Below are 23,548 nucleotides of genomic sequence, written 5' to 3'. Positions count from 1 at the left end.
CTAATAAAATTTTATTTTTAAAGTTGTGGGCCTATAAAGAAATGTAAACGAATCGGATGATTCTCATCTGAAATACCCGAAGCGACATCTAAACGGATTGGCCCAATTGGAGACTTCCAGCGAATTCCGACCCCAACACTATAAGCTGCTGGATTACTGAAATCTTTATCGTAAGCATTACCAAAGTCAGAGAAAACAGCTGCTCGCCATCCATCTTTGAACTGATAGTTATATTCTAAAGAACCTACAGCTAAAGCTTGGCCCCCAATTTTATATCCATCTACTTCAGGAGAAAGACTTTTATAGTCAAATCCACGAATCGTTTGGTCACCACCCGTAAAGAATCTAAGATTGTATGGAACTTTGTCAAAGTCATCTGTAAAAATATAACTAAGGTCAGATCTTCCGACGAATTGGTGATCATCATTTTCACCTAGAGAATAAATAAATCTCCAGCCTGCACTCGCAATTGCCATATTGGCATCTGACAGTAAACTCTCGCTGCCTAATTCTAATTTATAAGTTTGTTTAAAAGCTTTTGTTGGGTTTAAACGTGTATTACTTGAGGTTTTAGATGTTTCATAACTAAACAATAATGCTTCTTGCTCAGATGCAGCTGTTTTAAAAGCATCTGGTAATTCAGAAATATCAACATTACCTTTTTGGGTCAAACGGTCTAAACGATAACGAACACCAATAGTATGCTGCCAATTTCCTAATGGACGTTTGATTACGCGCTCCCCGCCCACAACAGCAGATTCGGTTAACAGGCTTACATCTGGACCAATATCATCCCGTGTTTCACGCTCATAACCGCCAACGATATTGAAATAGTCATTTAACGGATGTTTATAGGGAATACTATATCGACCATCAATCGATTGACGAATTTCAGAAACTTCTAAGTTGGCATCAAAAGAATGGCCATATTTATTTACGATAGAACGGCGATATTGACTACGTAAACGCGCCCCCGTATCGGTTCCATAACCAATACCAGTTTCCAAACTATTTAGCTTGTCAGCATTTAAAGTCACAATAACTGGAATTCTTTTTGTTTCACGTGCTTGAGCTTGTAAACGATCCTGTTCAGTTTCCTGTTCATCATGCTGAGCTGCGGCGCTTTGCAACATCGCAGTTTGAGGCTCTGCCTGTTTTGCATTTTGTGTTCCAGCAAACTGTTTTTCATCGACTACGTTTTGCGTAACTTCTTTATTGGATGTCGCTAATTGACGTGCTTTCGCAAGTTGTCGTTGTTCTGGTGAAAGTAAATTAGACTCATCAACATCAATATTTTGCTCATCGACCAAAGCTTGTAAATCTGGCGGTAATTCAAGTGGCTTTTCAATTGGATCTGGCTTAATGCTATCAACCAAGGTGTAATTAAAATAACGCGAGTTGGTTAGGTTATTCGCGAGCACATTTACACGCCAGAAAGCATAGTCATCACCTTCTTTCCAAGGTGCCATACTTTCTAAGATATTTTGATTTAATGGCAAAGGTTTCGAAGGATCGCTCATACGAAACTCGACCTTATCTAATTTATAACGCTCTCCTGTCTCGTAGCGTAAATTAATATCGGCCTTATTTTCTGGTTGACTTACTTTTACATCATGCAATCGCCAATAAGCATCAAAATAACCGTTATCAGATGCTGCATCGACAATACGGGTTTTAGTGGTTTCATATAAACCGTGATTAAAGATATCACCAACATCTTGATCAGGAACTAAACGAATAACCTGAAATTGCGGCTGCTTTTCACCTGGACCTGTAAATTCAATATTTTGCTCATTAATCCGTACTGGTTCATTTGGTGTCACTCTGACACGAACACGACTCGGACTTAATTTTTCAAATCGGAACTCAGCATTATAGTAACCAACAGCTTGAGCAGCCTGATTACTTAATGTTCTAAGCTGAGGTAAAGCAGCATTAAAGTCTTCAAAAGATTCTTGAGTAAATGTTGAAAGCTTACCTTTAATATTTTTAGCTAACACATCTGAAGCGCCTTCTACCTCTGCGCTAATACGCGGTACTTGTTCCATCGGAATTGCACGCGGCGGACGTACTTTATTTAAAATACGTTTAAAGAAACCAGCTTGCTCAGGTGGTTCTTCGGCCTCTGGTGTCAATTCAGGCAGTGTTTTTCCAGTCTCATTGGCTTCCACTACAATCTTACTATCAGACTTAATCTCTTGCATAAGCTGATCAATATTTACAGGTGCCTGATTAATTTGATTTAATTCAGATTGAGTTGCATCGCTTACAGTAACTTCAGGGAGTTTCTGAGTCCCATTTTGAAAGTTCTGTGCTTCATTCTTCGCTTCTTCCGCTACCCTATAAATTTCATTTGCCATGTTTTGATCAACAGGCATATCGGGTAAATCTTCAAGATTATCAAGAGTAATTGGCTTAAATTCATCAATTTGATTTGGAAATTGTTCTTGTTGTTGCAATATAGCCAAGCTATCTTGTTGCTGCTGAGCTTGGGTTACAAGTGTAGCGATATCTGTAACTGGAGCAGTATATTGCTCGTTAACCTGAGCTGATTGTTCAGTTGACTCATCAGATACTGTCTGGTTTAAAGTTGTTGATGAACTATTCTCAACAGAAGTTTGAGCAAAACTTGGCGTTACGCAAACGCTTAACAACAAGCTGCTACAAATAAGTTTAGGAATGCCCTGCATTTTTAAAATTAAATGCATAGAATGTGAGAGAGTTGACTGTTTAAACTTAATTTTAGAAGGCATAGAAAACTCTAGACTTATTTTTTAATAAAACGCACCAATGTGAGTGTAAAACTCACTCAAAACCATTGATTTTTCATTTAATCAAGCGTTAAAAATATCATACATGGTTTTCGATGCAAATTAACACTCGGTCACATTTTTTTATAAAACACAATGAAGTTTGCACATGATGAAACAAGATGAGCACCTGATGACCTCACGTCGGTTTGTACCGATGTTTTTTACCCAGTTTTTTGGCGCATTAAATGATAACGTTTTTAAGCAAGCTTTATTATTGGTGATTACTTATGGATGGATTCAGCAACAATCTGCTCCCGTAAGTACTCTTAATAATTTGGCAGCCCTCTTGTTTATTCTGCCATATTTCTTTTTTTCAGCCACAGCTGGACAAATCGCCGACAAATACGAACGATCTCAACTCGTCCGTGGTATTAAAATTTTAGAAATCATCATTATGCTCATCGGTACTGCAGGTTTCCTGTTAGGAAACTTATGGCTACTTCTTTTTGCTTTATTTTTGATGGGTACACATTCGACGTTCTTCGGCCCGATTAAATACGCAATTTTGCCTGAAATCTTAAAACCGAACGAGTTAATGTCCGGTAATGCGCTATTTCAATCCGGCACATCCATGGCGATCTTGTTCGGGATGATCTTAGGTGGCGCAGTAATTGCCTCATCAGATGGTAATTTATTGTGGATTAGTATCACCGTAGTGGCTATTGCTTGCATAGGCTATTTATTTAGTCGCTTCATTTTGCCGCAAAAAGTTGCTGCACCTGACTTAAAGATTGACTGGAATTTCATCCGTACCAGCTTTCAAACCATTAAATATGCCAAAAGCTTACCGCTAGTATTCACAATTTTGCTAGGCAACTCATGGTACTGGTTTTATGGCGCGACTTATTTAACTCAAATTCCGCAGCTTACCCAGCAAAACCTTCATGCATCAGAAAATGTCGTTAGCCTGTTACTGACTTTCTTTTCAGTCGGTATTGGTGTGGGTTCTCTTCTTTGCCGTAAAATTGGTGGTTCAGAAATTAATATTAAAATGGTGCCGATTGGTGCAGTTGGCCTTACTGTTTTTGCGCTCTACCTTGCTGCCAGTTTAGCTTTTGTACCAGAAAAAACTGGGGCATTACTTACGTTAAAGGACGTTTTTACCCAAGGCTGGGTTTACTACCACGTAATGTTAGCGGTGACTTTATTGGGTATTAGTGGCGGTTTTTATATTGTTCCCCTATATGCCATGATGCAGGCTTATTCACCACGTTCACATCGTGCACGTGTTGTTGCAGCGAATAACATCCTAAATGCCGTTTTTATGGTTTCTTCTGCAATTTTTTCAATCTTAATCTTAAGTGTTTTAAAAATTGATATTAAAATACTATTTATTATTACAGCTGTACTTAGTGCAATCTTTAGTATCTGGCTTCTTGCCCGACTAAAACCAATGCTTGCCACAGCCCACCTTTCTTTAGAGGACTAATTTATGCGCCACTATACTGGAATTGATCAACTTATTAACTCTTTTGATCAAGCATTGCGTAGTCTTGTTCCGGGTGCAACAGCAGCACAGCGCCAAAATCCAGCTGAAACAGTAGAAGCAAAACTTGGCGTAGAAGATGCTCGCCATGTCGCAGGTTTAATGCGTGTTAACCACAGTGGTGAAGTCTGTGCTCAAGCACTTTACCATGGGCAAGCATTAACGGCGAAATTGCCAAATGTACGCCAAGAAATGCAACAAGCAGCGATTGAAGAACAAGATCATTTAGCTTGGTGTGAAGATCGTTTAAAAGAATTAAACAGTCATACAAGTTTGTTAAATCCAATCTGGTACGGGTTGTCATATGGCATGGGTGCCCTTGCCGGTATTGCTGGTGATAAATATAGCTTAGGTTTTGTTGCTGAAACTGAACGTCAGGTTAGTCTGCATTTACAAGATCACTTAAACCAGTTACCTGCTCAAGATGAACGCTCTCGTAAAATTTTAGAGCAAATGAATGAAGATGAATTACATCACCGTCATACTGCACTTGAAGCAGGCGGTGTTGAATTACCATATGCAGTAAAAATTACGATGACTGCTATTTCAAAGTTAATGACAAAAACGAGTTATTATCTTTAAAAAAACAAAGGATTGATCTCATTCAGATCAATCCTGTTTAAAATATTATTTTAAGCCGTGATCATATTTGAAACGTTCGATATCTCGAATTGAGTTCCAATAGTTTCTGTTAATACGGTCACGATCAATTTGTAATTCTCTTAAAAGTTTACGATAGCGTTCGCGCTCTTCTGGCTTTAATTTTTCGTTATAAGCATTATCAGAATATTGCTTAAACTTTTCATCATAATGGTCATATTCATTTTTTGCATTGTAGTAATCGGAAGCTGCTCGATAATAAGGTCTTAAACGATTACGCTGCTCGATTGGGCATACATTAATATTGCCGTTACCCTCTAAAGCGTTATAAAAAATATTTGATGGCTGGCAATAATACCCTAAGCCCTCTTTATACCCACGTTCATATGACTTTTGATCTGGAACAATATTGGCTTTTCCACACGCTTTGTAATATTGATCTAAACGTGGCGAAGACCCCTTTGAACCATCTTTCTCACCCACTAATGACCAATTCGCAGTCTTACATTCTTCTACGCTCATTGCAGCACAACCTGAAAGGCTGATTGCTAAAATGGCTAAACCGATATTTTTCATATTAAGAAAACTCAAAAATAAAATTTAAAAACGCAAAAAATAAAATTCCAGTACATGTGCTATATAAGCCTTGCTCAATTCAAGATTTATAAATAAATGTTTAACTGGATAAGCATTTAAGTTTAAAGCAGTTTGACCATCTCACCAAATGAGAAGCTTAAATTTTTAGCTTTGTTTAATTTTAAAAAAGAGAAATCAGTAGAATTTTATAATGCGCTGACTGCTCTTATACGCTAATTTTACTTTAAAAATTGATTATAAACATGAGACTCAATATATTGATTATAAATATAAAAAATCAAATTACTCATAAAATATTGTTCAACCATCTTTACTCTTTTTTTACGCGATTTCCTTCAAAGGCTACGTTAGCATTTTAGCTAAATAACCACCAAGGTTTTTTATAATGAGTACACTTATTTACCCAAATTTAAACTTAAAAGATCCTCACTTTAAGACATTTAAAATATCAGATAATTTTATTCCTCCGACACAATCTGGTACTTTCCAATCAGATCTTTTTTTAAAAGAAGTTGATGAATATTTAAGTTTATATCCACACACTCAGCACATTGATATTTGTCTACATGACTTAAACGGGCATATTCGTGGCAAACGTATTGACGTTAAGAGTCTGAAAAATCTATCTAATGGATGTTATTTTCCTCTTTCTGTTTATGCCATGAGCCTCGATGGAAAAGTGATTGAAGAAACAGGCCTAGGAAAATATATTGGTGAACCAGATAGACTTTGCCTGCCCATTTTAGGCAGCTTGCAACCAAGTGCCTTATCCCCAGAATTAAATGCTCAGCTTTACCTATCAATGCAAGAAGAAGATGGTTCAGACTGTCGCTATGAACCACGTAATATATTAAAAAAATTATTAAATCAGTTACATGCTAATAATTATTTCCCTGTCATGGCTGCCGAGCTAGAGTTTTACCTTTTCTCACCTCAACAACAATCTGAGACATGTTCAGAAAACCAATGTTTTAATATAGATGCGCCAAATAACTACCAACAAGTCCTAGATGAAGTTGAAAAAGCAGCCTTACTACAATCAATTGAAATTACCGCTATTGTTGCGGAATCATCCCCTGGACAATACGAATTAAATCTTCAACACAGCCATGACATTTTAAAACTCTGCGATCAAATTAATGCTTTAAAAAGAATTGTAAAGCAAGTCGCAAGAAAACATGACTTAACTGCTTGTTTCATGGCGAAACCGAACTTGGCAAAGGCTGGTAGTGGCATGCATTTTCATATGAGCCTACTTAATCAATACCATAAAAATATATTTAGTTCAGAAATAGAAAAAGATGAGCTTTCAGCCAAATTATTGAGCGCGATTAGCGGACTCATTGAGTTAATGCCTGCATCTATGGCGATTTTAGCGCCTAATATTAATTCTTATAGACGTTTTAAAATTGGCCATCACGTGCCATTAGAAGCCAATTGGGATACCAACAATCGTAATGTCGCAATACGAATTCCATGCTCAGATATACAAAATCAACGCTTAGAATATCGGGTTGCTGGAGCTGACTGTAACCCCTATCTCGTTACAGCGACTATTTTAGCTGGCGTATCTTACGGCTTATCTCATAAGTTACCGCTGCCAAAACCTGCACATCTTTTAAAATTTCAAGATGAGCACATTTTATTAGCCAACAATCAGCCGGAAGCCTTAAAAATATTTAAAGGAAGTCTTATTTTAAAAGGGTATTTAGGGGCAGACTTTGTAGAACATTGGTACACGGTTAAACAGGCTGAATATCAAAATATTTACAGTCAAATGACTGAAGCAGAACAACATTGGGATATATAAATAAAAAGAGCAAAAAAACTATAAACCACTTTGCAAACCCTTAGGGAGAAATACCCTAAGGTTTTTTTTATATCTAATTAATGATTTTTCTGTTTAGCTAAAAAACGTAACCCAACACCTGGTTCAGTAGCAATATAACGTGGCTGAATCGCGTTATCCCCCAGTTTACTGCGTAACTTGCCCACTAAAATACGTAAATAGTGCGTATCTTCCTGATGGGTGGGTCCCCATAGCTCTTTTAAGAGCTGAGGCTGTGTTAAAAGCTGCCCTTGATAGCGCATTAAGAGCGTCAAAAGCTGAAACTCTTTTCGAGTTAAAGTAATTGGTTGTTGCTCGATCCAAACTAAACGTTGCATGACATCAACCTTGAGATAGCCATCGTCATACACATGAGCTTCTTGTTGAATCGGTTGATTTCTTAAAATGACACGTATGCGCGCTAAAAGCTCTTGCACACTAAAAGGCTTGGTCATGTAGTCATTTGCCCCTGCGTCTAGCAAGGCAACTTTTTCATATTCATCAGCACGTACAGATAACACAATAACGGGAACGTTCGACCAGCTACGTAATTCTTGAAGCACTTCTTTTCCATCTAAATCGGGTAAGCCTAAGTCTAAAATAACCAAATCAGCCCCTTGGGTTGCCAAAGCCTCTAGGCCTTTGTAACCCGTTTCGCAGAGCGTGGTTTTGTATTTTTGAGTTCTTAAAGCAATGTCTAAAAATTTACGGATTTGAGGCTCATCATCAATAATCACAATACGTGTTTCTACAGGTGATGTTTCTGAACTTATCATGAATTTACAACTTATTCTTTTACTGGATGAATGGGTAATTTGATTTGAATTAAAGTACCTTTATTTTGGCGCCCTGAAAATGCTTCTATTGTACCCATATGAGCACCAATAATCGCTTTTACAATTGTTAGCCCTAAACCTGTACCGAATTTTCCACGGTCTCCACGCTCCATAGTATAAAACATATCGAAAATGCGGTGTCTTTCGTCTTCAGGAATTCCTGCACCTTTATCTTCAATTTCTATTTTCACCTCATCTTCTGACACAAGATGAGTACGAATCATAACTGGCTCATCTGGAGGTGAAAAGTTTGCAGCATTTTCTAAAACATTAAAAATAGCTTGCTCTACCAGTGCTGGGTGAACATACAAACTAATTGGCTGCTCAGGTAACTGGACTAATACTTGCGTATCTGGTTTATAACGCTTTAAACGGCGGGTTGCCGAACCAATTAACTCATCTACCCCAATCCAGTCTCTTTTTAAAGTTAGACCTTCGTGACCTAAGCGTGTCATATCAAGTAAGTTTTGAATATAACGGTCTAAACGCTCACCTTCTAAATGAATTGTTTCAAGCAGATCTTGTTGGTCTTGTTCTGACATATCAGCTTTAAAATTAGCAAGCGTGTCTGCTGCGCCAATGATAGAAGCAAGTGGCGAACGTAAATCATGCGATACCGAAGATAATAAAGCAGAACGTAAGCGCTCTGTTTCACTGGTGACTTTTGCTTGTTCAAGCTCATTCACCAATTGGGTTCGAAGTACTGCCTGTGCAATGTACTCAATTACACTTTCAGTCAATTTTTTTTGCTCAAAATTTAAGGAAACCACTTCATCCTTAAAGTAAATTCCCACAATACCTAGGCTATTTTTTTGTTCTAAAAGAGGTAAAAACCACCAGTTTGACTGACTCAGAGTATCGGTAAAACGCCCACACGGTTGCTTGTGTTTCAAACACCATTCTGCGGCTACTTTTTCTTTATCATTTAGCTCAATATCAGATGAAATTACCTTATCTCGAATAGAAATCCACACTTTAGTTTGAAGTTGTGTTTCTAAAGTCATACGTCCTGTTTGCATGACTTCTTCAAGGTTTACTGCACTAGAAAGCTTACGCGCCAAGTCTTGCATTACCGTAGTGTAAGCATTCGCAGCTTTTAAAGACAAAACTTGCTGGCGTAACTGAGAAGCTAAACGGCCAGCAATTAAAGCTGCTGCAAAAAAAGCAACAACGGTGACTACCCCTTGGTGTGCTGAAATCTGAAAGGTATAACGCGGGGCAATAAAGAAAAAATTATAGGCCAAGAAACATATTAAGGCTGCCACTACTGCAGCTAACATTCGGGTTTTCGTTGCAACAATTAAAACAGAAATAATAAAAATGACAGAGAAGTCTTCAATACCAAATAGAACTTCGGCGAAGTGAGCTAGAAAAATGCTACCGCACGTCACAGCTAAAACAAAAACACTTTCTTTTAATGATAAAAATGAAGGCTTTTTGAGCTGATTAATCTTTTTAGTACCCTGTTCTGGGTGCAAAATGGTTAAAGCAATTGAGTTTTCTTGATTTAATAATTGCTGAGCTAAATTTTTCTTAAATAACTTTAACCACCACGGTGAAATACTTTTACCAATGACAAGATTGGAAATACCTCGATCAACGGCGGCATCCATTAACACTGATGCAACTCGCGGCCCATATAAAACTTCAGTTCGACCACCTAGTTGTCGAGCCAACTCAAACGCACGGTCAATCTCGATGTATTCTTTTTTATAAGAACTCACTGAACTCTGCCCAAAGTCCAAACTTCTAGCAACATTTACTACAGTCCATGTAGCCCCATTACGTTCTGCTAAGCGGCAGCCTGCTCGCACTAAATATTCAGAAGAGCCTTGCCCATCTATCGCAATCATCAATTCATTTTGTAACGATATAGATTTCAAACCCTTTGAGGCATAACTCTCTTTTAAATCTGAATCGACATGCTCAGCAACGCATTGCATTGCCAGTTCACGTAATGCCGTTAAATTTGAAATGCTAAAAAAGCCTTGTAATGCCAGATTTGCTTGCTCTGGTACATAGACTTTTCCTTGATGGAGCCTTTCAATGAGTTCACTGACGGGTAAATCAATTAAGCGAATATCTCGAATACGGTCAAATACCCGATCTGGTACTGTTTCATTTACTCGAATGCCTGTAATTTGATAGACCACATCATTTAGGCTTTCTAAATGTTGAATATTTATAGTGGTGAATACATCAATACCTGCGTCTAGCAACTCATTAACATCTTGCCATCGCCGTTCATGACGACTATTTGGGACGTTGCGATGAGCCAATTCATCAACCAAAACGATTTGCGGATGCCTAAGTAAAATAGCATCCAAGTCCATTTCTTCTAAAGTATGCCCCTGATATTGCATTTCTTTTCTAGCAATCTGAGGCAACCCTTCCAAAATTTTTAGAGTTTCGATTCTTCCATGGGTTTCAACAATACCAACAACAACATCTGTGCCCTGTTGAAATAATTCTTTGGCGCGGGCAAGCATGGCATAAGTTTTTCCTACACCAGGTGCCGCACCAAGAAAGACCGTTAGTCGACCGGCTTGATATCTGTTGACATGATTTAATAAGGCCTCAGCCTGATTTTCGCGATTGCTTTGCACTTGATATCATCCGGTAAACTAACAACTTTATTTTTAAGTTAATGTGTAGATTGTAATTGATCTAAAGCAATATTGAGCTGTAATACATTAACACGAGCTTGCCCTAATACACCAAACTGCTTCGGTTCAACATACTTTTGCAAAAGCTCTTCCACAACCTTAGGATCTAAATGACGAGCTTGAGCCACTCTGGCAACCTGTAACTGAGCAGATTCAGGACTAATATGCGGATCAATACCACTACCAGATTTAGTCACCAAATCACTTGGTATAGGTGTATTGCCCGTGTGATCTTGTTTTTTCACAGCAAGAATCTGAGCATCAATTTGTTGCTGTAGTTCAGGATTAGTACGCGCTAAGTTTGTACCTGCCATCGCCATCGGGTCATAAGCAATTGCTGAAGGACGCGGATGAAAATAAGCCTCTCCAACAAATGGCTGAGCAACTAATTTTGACCCTAAAACTCTATGATCTATTTCAATCAAACTACCATTCGCTTGATTGTTAAATAACACCTGTCCCGCACCTGTAGCGATAGCACTATAAGCAGCGCCACAGCCAACTAAGGTAAAAATTAATAATCCCAAAGATGCTCTTAAGGTCTGACCCAAATTTGCTTCTGAATTTTGTACATAAGTTTTCATTTCAAACTCCAGATTACAAACCAAATAATTGAACAATCACTACATCAATTGCTTTAATGGCAAGGAATGGCAGAACCACACCGCCCACACCATAAATCAACATATTTCGACGTAATAACTGAGTTGCCGTTGAAGGTTTAAATTTGACGCCTCGGAGTGCGATTGGAATTAATAGCGGAATAATAATCGCGTTAAAAATTAATGCAGATAAAATCGCGCTGTTTGGACTTGCCAAGTGCATTACATTCAATACTTGCATTTGTGGAATCGCAGCAGCGAACAATGCAGGCAAAATGGCAAAGTATTTAGAGACGTCGTTTGCCAACGAAAATGTTGTTAAAGCGCCACGGGTAATCAGCTGCTGTTTCCCAATCTCGACCACAGCAAGTAGTTTGGTCGGATCAGAGTCTAAATCAACCATATTGCCGGCTTCTTTTGCAGCTTGTGTACCCGAGTTCATGGCTAAGCCAATATCGGCTTGAGCTAATGCTGGTGCATCGTTGGTTCCGTCACCGACCATTGCAACTAAACGACCTTGTTGTTGTTCGGTGCGAATACAAGCTAATTTGTCTTCTGGTTTTGCTTCGGCAATATAATCATCAACACCAGCTTCAGCAGCAATCGCGGCCGCAGTTAATGGGTTATCACCTGTAACCATGACAGTTTTAATACCCATTTCTCTTAAACGAGCAAAACGTTCTTTAATACCGTGTTTAATCACATCTGAGAGTTCAATCACACCCAACACATGATGTTGATTAGCGACGACTAAAGGTGTTGCTCCTTTTTTGGCAACTTGTTCAACACGCGCTTTTAATTCTAAATCTTGAGAATAATCCTCATCTACAAATTTCAAGATTGCATCTAATGCACCTTTACGAATTTGGTCACCATTCGGTAAATTCACACCAGAAATTCGGGTAGAAGCACTAAAAGAGATAAATTCGGCTTGCTCAGGTTCTTGCTGTTTTAGCCCTTGCTCTTTTGCTAACTTAACAATCGATTTCCCTTCTGGTGTTGGGTCGGCAAGTGAACTTACCCAAGCAGCAGCTCTCAACTCAGACTCGGTTACCGAAGTTAAAGGATAAAAAGAGGTCGCTTGACGGTCACCATAAGTAATGGTTCCTGTTTTATCGAGTAAAAGCACATCAATGTCACCCGCAACTTCGACAGCTTTCCCCGATTTCGCCAAAACATTGGCCTTGAGTGCACGGTTCATCCCCGCAATACCAATCGCAGGTAACAAGCCACCAATGGTTGTAGGAATCAAGCAGACCAATAACGCCACGAGCACGACTGGATCAAGTTCAACATGCAAATACTTGGCAATAAATGGCAAGCTAATCACGACAATTAAAAACGTGATTGTCATTACCATTAACAAGAAGCCAAGCGCAATCTCATTCGGAGTTTTCTGGCGATTTGAGCCTTCGACCAAAGCAATCATACGGTCTAAGAAACTTTGACCAGATTCAGCAGTCACTTGCACAACAATACGATCTGTCAGAACTTTGGTTCCACCAATAACACCTGAACGGTCTGTTCCAGCTTCACGTAACACAGGTGCTGACTCACCTGTAACAGCCGATTCATTAATAGTGGCAAAGCCTTCTACAATCTCACCGTCGGCTGGAACAAGCTCACCTGCATGTACTTCAATAAAATCATTTAAATGAAGTTCAGTCGCTGCAACTTGAGTCGCTTGACGGTCTGTCAAAGAGTTGATTCTTCGAGCTGTTAAATTTTCTCTTGCTGCACGTAGTGAAGATGCCTGCCCACGGCCTCTAGCCTCTGCAACTGCTTCGGCATAGTTAGCAAATAAAATGGTAATAAACAGAATTGCTGTAACCACTAAACCAAATAACAGCGTGGTGTAACCTAAGATTGTACTAATGCCTGTAACCACTGTTCCAAGCCATACGATTGCCATCACAGGATTTTTAATTGCATGCTGCGGTAGCAGTTTCACAAATGCATTTTTCCAAACTTCAAAATTTGGCACTGCCATGGTTTGTTTATGGCTATTTACATGAGTTTGTGTATTCATTTTCACTCGCCTCCTTAGCCTTTAACCAACAAAAGTTGATCGGCAATAGGCCCAAGGACAAGAACTGGCATAAATTGTAATAAGGTAAGCAACACAACAATCGTAATCAGCGTTAAAGCAAAGGTTGGAGTTTCAACCTGAAGACTACCTGCTGTTTCGGGTGCTTTTCTTTTTGCTGCTAAACGTGTTGCAATCATTAATGGCAAAATTAAGGTTGAAAAACGTCCTAACAGTAGAGCAATACTACAAGTAACATTCCACCATACAGTGTTGTCTCCAAGACCTTCAAAACCTGAACCATTGTTGGCAAATGCAGAGACATATTCGTAGAACACTTGGCTAATGCCATGTGGTCCCGGATTACTAATTCCAGATATGCCTGGAATGCTGAGGCTTAATGCGGTAAATGCAAGAATGACTAAAGGTTGAATCAAGATAATAATCGCGAGCAACTTAATTTCTGCCGCTTCAATCTTGCGCCCAAACAATTCAGGGGTACGACCTGTCATTAAACCTGCAATAAATACTGCGAGTAACAGATAAATCATAAACTGTTGCAGCCCACAGCCCACACCACCCCAAATGGCATTAATCAGCATGTTAATGAGTTCGACTAAACCGGTAAGCGGTGCAGAAGAATCATGCATCATATTGACCGAGCCGTTATTTACCTGGGTAGTAAGCGCTGCCCAAACTGCTGATGCTGCTGGTCCAAATCGTTGTTCTTTACCTTCCATTACGGCAAGCTGAGATGCTGTCGATGACATACTCTCAGACCAGACAGCCGCTGCACCTGAAATAATTGACATGAAAAGCATGCTACCAAAGACAAAGTAAGCAAACTTTTTACGCTGAGTAAAATGCCCGACCATGAAAATTACTGTGATTGGAATAAGTAAGATCGCAATCATTTCTAGTAAATTAGAAAATGGTGTTGGATTTTCTAAAGGCACAGAACTATTTGGACCGTACCAACCACCACCGTTACTACCTAGTTGCTTAATCGCCACCATTGGCGCAACTGGTCCTAAAGGAATTTTTTGAGTTTCAACGCTATTGGCTTTATCAATAAGTTGTACTTCTGGCCCACCGTAGAAAGTTGCTGGCACACCTTGGCTGTTAAGCAATAATGACCAGACAAAACAGAGTGGAAGCAAAAAGCGGACTGTAGGACGAATTACATCTGCCCAATAGTTACCAATTAAAATTTGATCTGGCTGCTCGGCAACATCGGCCGCAATATGGCTTGGGCGCTGATAAAAGAAAGCTCTTAAGGTCGCAACAACCAAAGCTAGGCCCATCATTGGAGTAATGACTTGCAGCCCCACAATACCTGTCATTTGCGACAAATAAGATAACTGAGCCTGACCAGAATAATGCTGTTGGTTGGTGTTTGTTAAAAATGAAATAACAGTGTGTAGCGCTAAATCCCAACTCATATTTGGTGCATGGTTCGGGTTTAATGGTAGCCATGCTTGCGTCATAAAAATAGCAAGAATAGCCACTGCAAGAAAAATACAGCTCACAACAAATGCTAGAGAATATTGTTTCCAATTCATTTGTTGTTGTGGAGATACACCTAATAAGCTGTATACAGGATTTTCAATCCAACGAAATAATCCATCACCCCACATCGGCTGATTTGCCATCACTTTGGATAGATATTTACTGAGGCACCATGCTAGAAAAATAGCAATAAATAAAACAAGTATAAGTTCTAACATGGCTATTCTCCTCTATACCCCTTAGCTTGATTTGCCAAACTGGAAATAAGGAGAGATGAGGAAATATCATTTGTTTTAAGTCCGCATAAGACAATGCCAGACTGATGCAAGATGCGCATTTGAGAATTTATAAGCATCTTTATTGTCCTGAAATAACACTAATTTAGTGAATTTCAGTATCGATAAAATGCCCGTAAATTCTCTATTGAGGAAGTCAAAGCCCGCGTAAAGTTTGCGTAAAATTTAGTTTGAAGGGTATTAAACTTTAAAATTAACGACTGGATAAATCATGCTATCAGCCTTTAAGGTTTCACAATGCCAAAGTTCATATAAAGGAATTTTTACATCGAGTGCCAAAGGTAGCTTTTTAGAATTAAATTGCATATGGTCCAGATCACTTCCCCATGCAATCAAATCTACATCTAAAGAAATATGATGCGACGGACGAACACGCCCCGAATCTGACTCAAGTTTCTTTAAAAAAGATTCAATTTGGTCACACGATAAAGTGCTTTTTAATAGACATGCCGAATTCCAATAATCATCTCCAATACCATCTCGGCATGGAATTTGATAAACAGATGAAAACTGCACTTTCCCCAAAGTTGCCAATTGCGTATAAGCAAAAGTAAAGTGCTGATCTGCGTCTAAATTACTCGCTAGGGCGAGCGCAAAAATTGTTTCTGGTGCGTTCAAGACGAATTCCTACAGCATTTGCTTCTGCAATGATGGCTGGCTTACGGATGGTTATGGTAATTTTTTCAATTGATGGAAAGGTTTCAAACAAACATTGTAAAACCAAATGTGCTGCATGCTCGATTAATTCAGGTTTAGCTTGTTGAATGGTTTGAGCCGATAACTCACAAATCTGGGCATAGTTGAGTGTGTCCTCAAGCTTGTCAGACTCTGCTGCTCGGCTCAAATCATTATGGATGGTTAAATCCAACATTAAAGGTTGAATGATTTGTCTTTCCCAGTTGAAACAGCCAATCACTGTCTCAACTTTCAAGCCTTCAATAATAATGGCATCCATAAATTTAAACTGACCTTAGTGCTTTAATAACGAAGCAGGTTCCATATTTTGAACCATTTTCAAACGTTGGTCTGCATAAATATCAGTATATGGTGCGAGTACGCGCATAAAACGATCGAAATAAAGCATTTGCTTAAATAATAAAGCAAAATCACGTGGGAATTTAATACCGTGGCGTTCGCCTACACCTACCATATCCATCATAATGTCATTTAAATCGGCTGGATTTGAAGACAATATCTGTTGCGGATCGGCCATTAATACGCCATTAAACAAACGCTCTAGATCTTGAGCCAACACCTGAACGTCAATTTTGTTATGGGTCATACCCATTTTCAGCATATTTTCAGCCATTGCCTGATAATCAGTTTTTTGTAAGGCATCCATAAATGCAATACATGCAGTCCAAACTTCAGGTTTTAACTGACCGACGATACCAAAATCAATAAAACCAATACGCCCATCTTCAAGCAACATTAGGTTCCCAGCATGTAAGTCGGCATGGAAACTCTTACATAGCATGAGACTGCCAAACCATGTATTCATGGCAGTAATCAATACTTGCGATGGATCTTTAGCATATTGTTTTACGACACTAAAGTCAGTCAAAGACACACCGTATAGGCGTTGCATGGTCAAAACACGGCGTGTAGAAAACTGATGATAAACTTTAGGCGCTGTCGCTGCTTTATTTTGTGAAATATTAAGATATTCCACAAAATCATCTAGGTTTTGTGCTTCTTCAATGAAATCGACTTCACGGACCATACGGCTTTTAATTTCATCTACAATTTCAGAAAGAGCAGCAAATTTAATCTTTGGTACAGCACGTTCGAGCAGCTTGGCAGCCCAATGTACTACACTTAAGTCTGTATATAAAATGGTTTCAACACCAGGCTTTTGTACTTTAATAACAACATCTTCACCTGTGGTCAGCTTAGCTGCATGAACCTGAGCAATTGACGCAGAAGCTAATGGCTTTTCATCGATATAGCTAAAAATCTGGCTTAAATCGCGCCCTTCAAATTCAGATGCAAGCACACCTTGAATATAACTAAATGGTAGTGTTGGTGTCTGGTCTAAACAACCTTGAAATTCTTCTACATATTCACGTGGGAAAAGCGATGGCGTACTCGCAATAAACTGACCAAGCTTAATATAAGTTGAACCAAGTGACTCAAAAGTCTCTCGCATGAGTTTGGCATTACTTGGTTTTTCAGTTGCGTATTTAATTCCAGCTTTGGCCGCAACCACTGCTGTTTCACCAATGCGGGCGACTGAACGCAGCCCATCAAACAAAATATTTTTTTTCATATTTCTTCAAAACCAAATCATTCAGGTTGAGTGTAGCAAATTTTGTTTAATTTACTGATTAGCTTGCCTGACAAAGTGGGCAATTTACATCTTTATCAAAACTAACAATACGTTGTGTCATATTTAAACCATCCCACAATAATAGTTTCTGTTTTAAAGGTACACGATTTAGACCTAAATACAGCAAAGTGTGGTGTGCTTGTAATGACGCTATCATTACAGGAGTGGTTGCAAGTACCCCTGACTCTGCACAGCGCAGCCCTTCATTGCTATGCTGTTCTTTCGGAAAAAGGCATTCATAACAAGCTGAATCTCCTTCAACCATAAACATTTGCGCCTGAAAACCAATTGCTGAAGCACTAATTAATACGACTTGATGTTTCTTACAAGCTGCGTTTACCAGATAGCGAGTTGTAAAATTATCACAACCATCTAAAACCACATCTTGGTGTTCAACAAGTCTATCAATGTTATGTTCGTCTAAACGTTCGTTGTAGTATTCAACACAGATATAAGGGTTAATTTTCTGTAACCGTTTAGCCAAAATTTCTGCTTTATAACGACCAATATCTTCATGACCAAATGCGATTTGTCGTTGTAAGTTACTTATCTCGATCGTATCTGCATCAATCAGTGTAATTTTCCCAATCCCTGCTCGCGCTAGTAGCTCTGCACTACTACATCCTATTCCGCCAGCACCAACAATCAGTACATTAGCAAGTTTGAGTTTTTCCTGAGCTTCAATATCCCATCCATCAAGTAAAATCTGACGGCTATAGAGATGCATTTCTTCATCACTTAACTCTACAAAATCGATATCTTGAAGCTCGGTCACGCGTTAATCCTTTCTCTTAGAAGCCAAGTGATTTTATGACTAAGTTAATCATTATGAAAGCTATAAAATGGAAACAACTTTTTTATTCTAATAAAGCTTATTTACCAACATTGCATCTATCAAACTTTCTGCAACAATAGAAATATCTATTTTCTTTATTACTTAGGCTAAATATGACGCAATCATATATTGCACCTGTAGAGTTAGAAAAAGCTTATCGTTTGTTAAATCATGGTCCTACTGTCCTTGTTTCTGCACAACATGGTGACGACCGTAATGTAATGGCTGCCGCATGGGCATGTGCCTTAGAATTCAAGCCTGCCAAAGTGTCCGTTGTTCTCGACAAAAGCACTAAAACCCGACAGCTCGTTGAGCAAAGTGGCTATTTCACCTTACAAGTTCCCTGCTATGCACAACTCGATCTGACTCATCAACTTGGCACCATTAGTAAGTTGGATGATCCAGAAAAACTTGAACATTGCGGTGTTGAGCTATTCTATCAAGAAGGTTTTACGAGCCCGCTTGTATCAGGTTGCATCGCTTGGCTCGTATGTAAACTTATTCCAGAACCCCATAATCAGTCGGCTCATGATTTATTTATTGGTTCTGTTGTGGGTGCATGGGCAGATAGCCGCGTTTTTAAAGATGGGCACTGGCATTTTCAAAATGCACCGAAAGAACTTCGAAGCTTACATTATATTGCTGGAGGAACCTTTTATTTAATTGGTGAAGAAGTCAAAGCTCAAATTTAATCATTAAAAAGCGAGTTTCATTTAATTGCAAAAAACCGCATAACAATTGCGGTTTTTTGCAGTCAACGACATTTTTTAAAATCTAATACTTAAACTTGAGCCACTTCACGAGCAATCACCAAGCGTTGAATATCAGAAGCACCTTCATAAATCTGGCTTACACGAACATCACGATAAATTCTCTCTACAGGGAAATCACTTACATAGCCATAGCCACCATGAATCTGGATCGCATCTGAACACACCCGCTCAGCCATAGTAGACGCAAATAGCTTTGCCATTGAGGCTTCTTTTAAACAAGGCAGCCCAGCATCTTTTAAAGTTGCAGCATGCAAAACCAACTGATGCGCAGCTTCAATCTGGGTCGCCATATCGGCTAAACGGAAACCAACCGCCTGATGCTGAACTAATTCGACTCCAAAAGCTTTACGCTCATTTGCATATTGCACCGCTGCATCAAAAGCCGCTCTTGCCATACCTACCGATTGAGCTGCAATACCAATACGTCCAGCTGCCAAATTAGATAATGCAATTTTATAACCTTCACCCTCTTGCCCCACCAAATTTTCTAAAGGAATTCGGCAGTTTTCAAGCGTAATGGTTGCAGTGTCCGAAGCATGTTGACCCATTTTGTCTTCAATACGAGTGACCAAGTAACCTTGTGTATTGGTAGGTACAAGAAAACACGAAATCCCTTTTTTACCAGCTTGTTTATCTGTAACCGCAAACACCAAAGCCACTTGGGCATTTTTACCACTGGTAATAAATTGTTTGACGCCATTGAGCACCCAATGGTCGCCATCGCGTTCAGCTTTACATAAAATCGCACTTGCATCAGAACCTACATGTGGTTCAGTTAAACAAAAGCATCCTAGCCATTCGCCAGAGGCAAATTTTGGCAAATAGGTTTGTTTTTGCTGATCCGAACCGTACGCCAGTGTAATGCCGCAAATCAAGGAATTTTGAACACTGACGATGGTGGAAATAGCACCGTCGCCTGCGGCAATTTCCTCAATTGCAAGCACTAAGGATACATAGTCCATTCCCGCACCACCCCATTCATCGGGCACGGTCATCCCCATAGCACCTAGTGCACCTAAATCTTTTAATTCCTGAGCAGGAAATTCATGAGTTTTATCGCGATGTGCAGCAGTTGGTTTTAACTGATTTTGCGCATAATTACGCATCATCTCCTGAACCATACTTTGTTCAGCATTTAAGATCATTTCAGCATCCTTATTTTTATTATTTTGCTGCCATACGAATTGCACCATCTAGACGGATGACTTCACCATTTAAGTAAGAGTTTTCAGCAATATGTGCCACCAAACGGGCAAACTCTTCTGGTTTTCCTAAACGAGATGGATATGGCACCATTTGCCCCAAAGCATCCTGCACATTTTGTGGCATACCCTTAAGCATTGGGGTTTCCATAATTCCTGGTGCAATTGTCATAATGCGAATGGCATGTCGCGCTAGCTCACGAGCAATTGGCAATGTCATCGCAACAATAGCGCCTTTTGATGCAGAATACGCAGCCTGACCAATTTGACCATCAAATGCGGCAACAGAAGCAGTGTTAACAATTACACCACGGTCTTCTTCACCTGCTTCAAGCGTGTTTTTACTCATTGCATCTGCTGCAAAACGCAGCATGTTAAATGTACCTGTAACATTAATATTTAAAGTCTTTGAAAATAATGCCAAATCATGTACGGCTTCACGACCAATTACTTTCGCAGAAGGGCCAATACCGGCACAGTTCACCAAACCATGCAAATGACCATGTTTTGTCAAAACATCCTTAAAGAACTGTTCAGCAGCAGCTTCATCGGTCACATCAAGTTTTACAAAGTCAGCTTTTGGCCCCAACTGTTCTGCTTGTTGCTCGCCTGCTTCTACATTCATGTCTACCAAGGTAACTGAAGCACCTTGCTGGACTAAATACTCAGCTGTTGCAGCACCCAAACCAGAGCCACCACCTGTAATTACGAAATGTTTCCCTTGAATTTTCATTATGTAATGTCCTATAGAAATGTTCTTTAAACTTAGTAGTGAGAGTAAAAGTTGTTGTTTTCCGATACAATTTCAAAAAGCCTCAAAATGTTTGCAGCTTTTGATCAATCCAAATTTTAAATATGCAGTATTTCACTTGAAATATATGAAGAAAATATGAGTCTTTGACATGGTTGTCCAATCATCTTTAAGTAAAGGCACAATTTCGATTGCACTAGTACATGAAGCACTGAGTGTGGCTTATGCCAAAGGCCTAAATACACAAATAATTCTAAATAAAGCAGGCATCCCCGCTGAATTACTGATGTCTCCAAAGGCACGTGTACCTGTTGCAACCTATGCCCAATTGTGGATAGAGCTTGCCAATGCCATGAACGATGAATTTTTTGGGATGGATAGCCACCCCATGCGTCGTGGGAGCTATAAATTACTGACTAAAATCGTCAGTACGGCTGAAACTTTAGAAAAAGCACTCTACGATATTTTGAAGTTTTTTAACTTTGTTTTAGATGATATGCATGGAGAACTCATTCGAGAACAAGACAAAGCTTATTTAGTGATTCATGATCATGAACAACCTAAACGTATGTTTACCTACGCAACCTTTTTAATATTAGTACACGGACTTATGTGCTGGTTGGTAGACCAGCGCATTGGTTTAAATACTATTATGGTACGTTGTCCTAAACCGAACGATATTCAGGACTATTTAGTTCGTTTTGGTGAAGATATTCAATTTAATGCTGAGATAAATCGAGTTGAGTTCGATGCCCACTATTTAGATATTAAAATTAAAAAAGATAAAAAAGCGCTTTATGATTTTTTAGAGCAAACTCCGCAAAATCTTTTAGTTCGCTTTAAAAATGAAAATGCCCTGAGTGTACTTATTCGTCGCCATTTATTGAAACTCCACCCTGCACAATGGCCCGAACTTAAAGATGTAGCTCACCAACTCAATATTTCAGAAGCCACCGTTCAACGTCGACTGAAACATGAAGGTGTAAGCTATCAACAAATTAAAAATGAAATCCGCTGTGATATTGCTGTTCAACGCTTAAGCAAAACGAATGACTCAATTCAAGATATTAGTGAAGATTTAAGCTTCCATGACCCAAGTGCATTTCACCGTGCTTTTAAAAAATGGACAGGTGTCAGCCCAGGTGCGTATCGAGATAATTTAACTGCACACAAGCAATAAAATCCACACTCAATGAAGCGTGAGGTATTAGAGTTTAAGCTTATGATATTTATGTCTTTTAAATTCAATATTTCAGATAAACGCATTATTTAAAATTTAATAATGGTCATAAAAACAGTGATTTATCATTTTATTCAAACTTTTATCTTTCAAACTGATTTATAAATCAAAATAACTAAGTTTATAAGCCTCTAAACACATGAAAGGATGATCTCCTATTTCATTTCGGTTTTATTTTTATCATGTCTTTAAAATCAAAATTTTCTCTACCAAAGACTTTGTTGGCATCAACATTGGGGTTTGTATTTGCTTCATCTGCTTTTGCAGCAATTCCGACTACGCTTAAACTTGATTACGCTTACTACGCACCGACCAGTTTAGTCGTCAAAGATCAAAAACTTCTCGAAAAAGCACTGCCAAATACCCAAATTAAATGGGTTTTTAGTCAAGGTAGTAACCGCTCATTAGAATATCTCAACAGTAACAGCATCGATTTTGCTTCTACCGCTGGATTAGCTGCTGTATTAAGTCGAGCGAATGGTAGTCCAATTACAACGGTTTATGTACAAAGCCAACCGGAATGGACCGCGCTTGTTATCGCAAAAAATTCACCAATTAAAAGCCTCAAAGATTTAAAAGGTAAAAAAATTGCAGCCACCAAAGGAACAGATCCTTTCTTATTTACACTACAAGCACTAGATACTGTAGGCTTAATTAAACGCGATGTACAACTGGTTCATTTACAACACCCAGACGGCAAAACTGCATTAGAGCGTGGTCAAGTAGATGCTTGGGCCGGACTTGATCCATTAATGGCTTCTGCTCAAATTCAATCGGGTGCCAAATTGCTTTATCGTAATGTTGGATTTAATAGCTATAGTGTACTGAGCGTTAAAGAAGATTTTGCAAAGCAAAGCCCTGAAGCGGTAGAAGCCGTTATTAAAGCCTACGAACAAGCCCGAAAATGGGCAAAAGCCAATCCAGATAAAGTGGCAGCACTTTTAGCTCAAGAATCAAAACTCCCTCTACCTGTGGCTAAACTACAACTGAGCCGAACTAACTTCGAACAAAGCATTCCATCAGCAACTCAAGCACAAGCACTAAAACGTTCTGGGAAAATTTTGACTGAAGAAGATTTGGTTAGAAAAGGTACCAATGTCAATCAAGTGGTTGATCAGTTGCTAGACCCACGTTTTGCTCAAAAAGTCGTGAAATAGTA

General features: G+C 39.0%; 19 protein-coding genes. 6 read left to right on the top strand and 13 right to left on the bottom strand.

Annotated elements, in window-relative coordinates:
* Positions 1-17: 17 nt before the first annotated feature.
* On the bottom strand, positions 18-2,753 hold the full coding sequence (locus ACTJJH_RS00495) for an autotransporter assembly complex protein TamA (RefSeq protein ID WP_017385429.1): 2,736 nt from the start codon (positions 2,751-2,753) through the stop codon (positions 18-20).
* Positions 2,754-2,919: 166 nt separating this feature from the next.
* Between ACTJJH_RS00495 and ACTJJH_RS00490 the strand changes: the two genes are divergently transcribed.
* The gene (locus tag ACTJJH_RS00490) at positions 2,920-4,242 is read left to right on the top strand and encodes an MFS transporter (protein WP_233733591.1); all 1,323 of its coding nucleotides are present in this window, start codon (positions 2,920-2,922) and stop codon (positions 4,240-4,242) included.
* Positions 4,243-4,245: 3 nt separating this feature from the next.
* Positions 4,246-4,881 carry a 2-polyprenyl-3-methyl-6-methoxy-1,4-benzoquinone monooxygenase gene (gene coq7, locus ACTJJH_RS00485; RefSeq protein WP_044102222.1) on the top strand — a complete coding sequence of 212 codons (636 nt, stop codon included), beginning with the start codon at positions 4,246-4,248 and terminating at the stop codon, positions 4,879-4,881.
* 45 nt (positions 4,882-4,926) lie between these two features.
* Here coq7 and ACTJJH_RS00480 read toward each other — a convergent pair whose 3' ends face one another.
* Positions 4,927-5,475, bottom strand: coding sequence for a DUF2799 domain-containing protein (locus ACTJJH_RS00480; protein WP_440600543.1), 549 nt, complete (start codon positions 5,473-5,475; stop codon positions 4,927-4,929).
* A 406-nt stretch (positions 5,476-5,881) separates the two neighbouring features.
* Here ACTJJH_RS00480 and ACTJJH_RS00475 point away from each other — a divergent pair, with 406 nt between their 5' ends.
* Entirely contained in the window at positions 5,882-7,306 is a 1,425-nt protein-coding gene (locus ACTJJH_RS00475) for a glutamine synthetase family protein (RefSeq protein WP_440600542.1), read from the top strand.
* Between the two features lie 77 nt (positions 7,307-7,383).
* Here ACTJJH_RS00475 and ACTJJH_RS00470 read toward each other — a convergent pair whose 3' ends face one another.
* The 9 genes from ACTJJH_RS00470 to ACTJJH_RS00430 form a co-directional block, all read right to left on the bottom strand.
* The gene (locus tag ACTJJH_RS00470; RefSeq protein WP_000625746.1) at positions 7,384-8,100 is read right to left on the bottom strand and encodes a response regulator; all 717 of its coding nucleotides are present in this window, start codon (positions 8,098-8,100) and stop codon (positions 7,384-7,386) included.
* An 11-nt stretch (positions 8,101-8,111) separates the two neighbouring features.
* A complete protein-coding gene (locus ACTJJH_RS00465; RefSeq protein ID WP_322976401.1) occupies positions 8,112-10,766 on the bottom strand; it encodes a sensor histidine kinase KdpD in 2,655 nt (884 codons plus the stop codon).
* A gap of 38 nt (positions 10,767-10,804) precedes the next feature.
* Positions 10,805-11,410, bottom strand: coding sequence for a potassium-transporting ATPase subunit KdpC (kdpC, locus tag ACTJJH_RS00460; RefSeq protein WP_202732230.1), 606 nt, complete (start codon positions 11,408-11,410; stop codon positions 10,805-10,807).
* A 13-nt stretch (positions 11,411-11,423) separates the two neighbouring features.
* Entirely contained in the window at positions 11,424-13,463 is a 2,040-nt protein-coding gene (kdpB, locus tag ACTJJH_RS00455) for a potassium-transporting ATPase subunit KdpB (protein WP_440600541.1), read from the bottom strand.
* An 8-nt stretch (positions 13,464-13,471) separates the two neighbouring features.
* Complete coding sequence (gene kdpA / locus ACTJJH_RS00450) at positions 13,472-15,181, bottom strand: potassium-transporting ATPase subunit KdpA (RefSeq protein ID WP_440600540.1); 1,710 nt, start codon at positions 15,179-15,181, stop codon at positions 13,472-13,474.
* Positions 15,182-15,439: 258 nt separating this feature from the next.
* Positions 15,440-15,877, bottom strand: a complete 438-nt coding sequence (locus ACTJJH_RS00445; RefSeq protein ID WP_023896504.1) for a 2-amino-4-hydroxy-6-hydroxymethyldihydropteridine diphosphokinase — start codon at positions 15,875-15,877, stop codon at positions 15,440-15,442.
* Positions 15,834-16,214 (bottom strand): dihydroneopterin aldolase, encoded by a 381-nt coding sequence (gene folB / locus ACTJJH_RS00440; protein ID WP_000338783.1) that lies wholly within the window; start codon positions 16,212-16,214, stop codon positions 15,834-15,836. Before folB ends, ACTJJH_RS00445 begins: the two co-directional genes overlap by 44 nt.
* Positions 16,215-16,229: 15 nt before the next feature.
* Complete coding sequence (locus ACTJJH_RS00435; protein WP_002119658.1) at positions 16,230-17,528, bottom strand: ABC1 kinase family protein; 1,299 nt, start codon at positions 17,526-17,528, stop codon at positions 16,230-16,232.
* Between the two features lie 58 nt (positions 17,529-17,586).
* Complete coding sequence (locus ACTJJH_RS00430) at positions 17,587-18,363, bottom strand: HesA/MoeB/ThiF family protein (RefSeq protein ID WP_440600539.1); 777 nt, start codon at positions 18,361-18,363, stop codon at positions 17,587-17,589.
* A gap of 173 nt (positions 18,364-18,536) precedes the next feature.
* Between ACTJJH_RS00430 and ACTJJH_RS00425 the strand changes: the two genes are divergently transcribed.
* On the top strand, positions 18,537-19,115 hold the full coding sequence (locus ACTJJH_RS00425) for a flavin reductase family protein (RefSeq protein WP_440600538.1): 579 nt from the start codon (positions 18,537-18,539) through the stop codon (positions 19,113-19,115).
* Between the two features lie 89 nt (positions 19,116-19,204).
* Here ACTJJH_RS00425 and ACTJJH_RS00420 read toward each other — a convergent pair whose 3' ends face one another.
* A complete protein-coding gene (locus tag ACTJJH_RS00420) occupies positions 19,205-20,341 on the bottom strand; it encodes an acyl-CoA dehydrogenase family protein (RefSeq protein ID WP_440600537.1) in 1,137 nt (378 codons plus the stop codon).
* Between the two features lie 19 nt (positions 20,342-20,360).
* Entirely contained in the window at positions 20,361-21,131 is a 771-nt protein-coding gene (locus tag ACTJJH_RS00415) for a 3-hydroxyacyl-CoA dehydrogenase (RefSeq protein WP_440600536.1), read from the bottom strand.
* A gap of 169 nt (positions 21,132-21,300) precedes the next feature.
* Here ACTJJH_RS00415 and ACTJJH_RS00410 point away from each other — a divergent pair, with 169 nt between their 5' ends.
* Positions 21,301-22,329: an AraC family transcriptional regulator gene (locus ACTJJH_RS00410; protein ID WP_440600535.1), complete on the top strand. Its 1,029-nt coding sequence runs from the start codon at positions 21,301-21,303 to the stop codon at positions 22,327-22,329.
* Between the two features lie 242 nt (positions 22,330-22,571).
* Positions 22,572-23,546, top strand: coding sequence for an aliphatic sulfonate ABC transporter substrate-binding protein (locus tag ACTJJH_RS00405; protein WP_440600534.1), 975 nt, complete (start codon positions 22,572-22,574; stop codon positions 23,544-23,546).
* The last annotated feature ends 2 nt before the right edge of the window (positions 23,547-23,548 follow it).

Origin of the sequence: Acinetobacter sp. 22301 (genome assembly GCF_052045285.1) — a bacterium.
Lineage (GTDB): Bacteria > Pseudomonadota > Gammaproteobacteria > Pseudomonadales > Moraxellaceae > Acinetobacter > Acinetobacter pittii.
The sequence above is the reverse complement of the archived record's forward strand: the minus strand, read 5'-3'. Positions and strand labels throughout refer to the sequence as shown.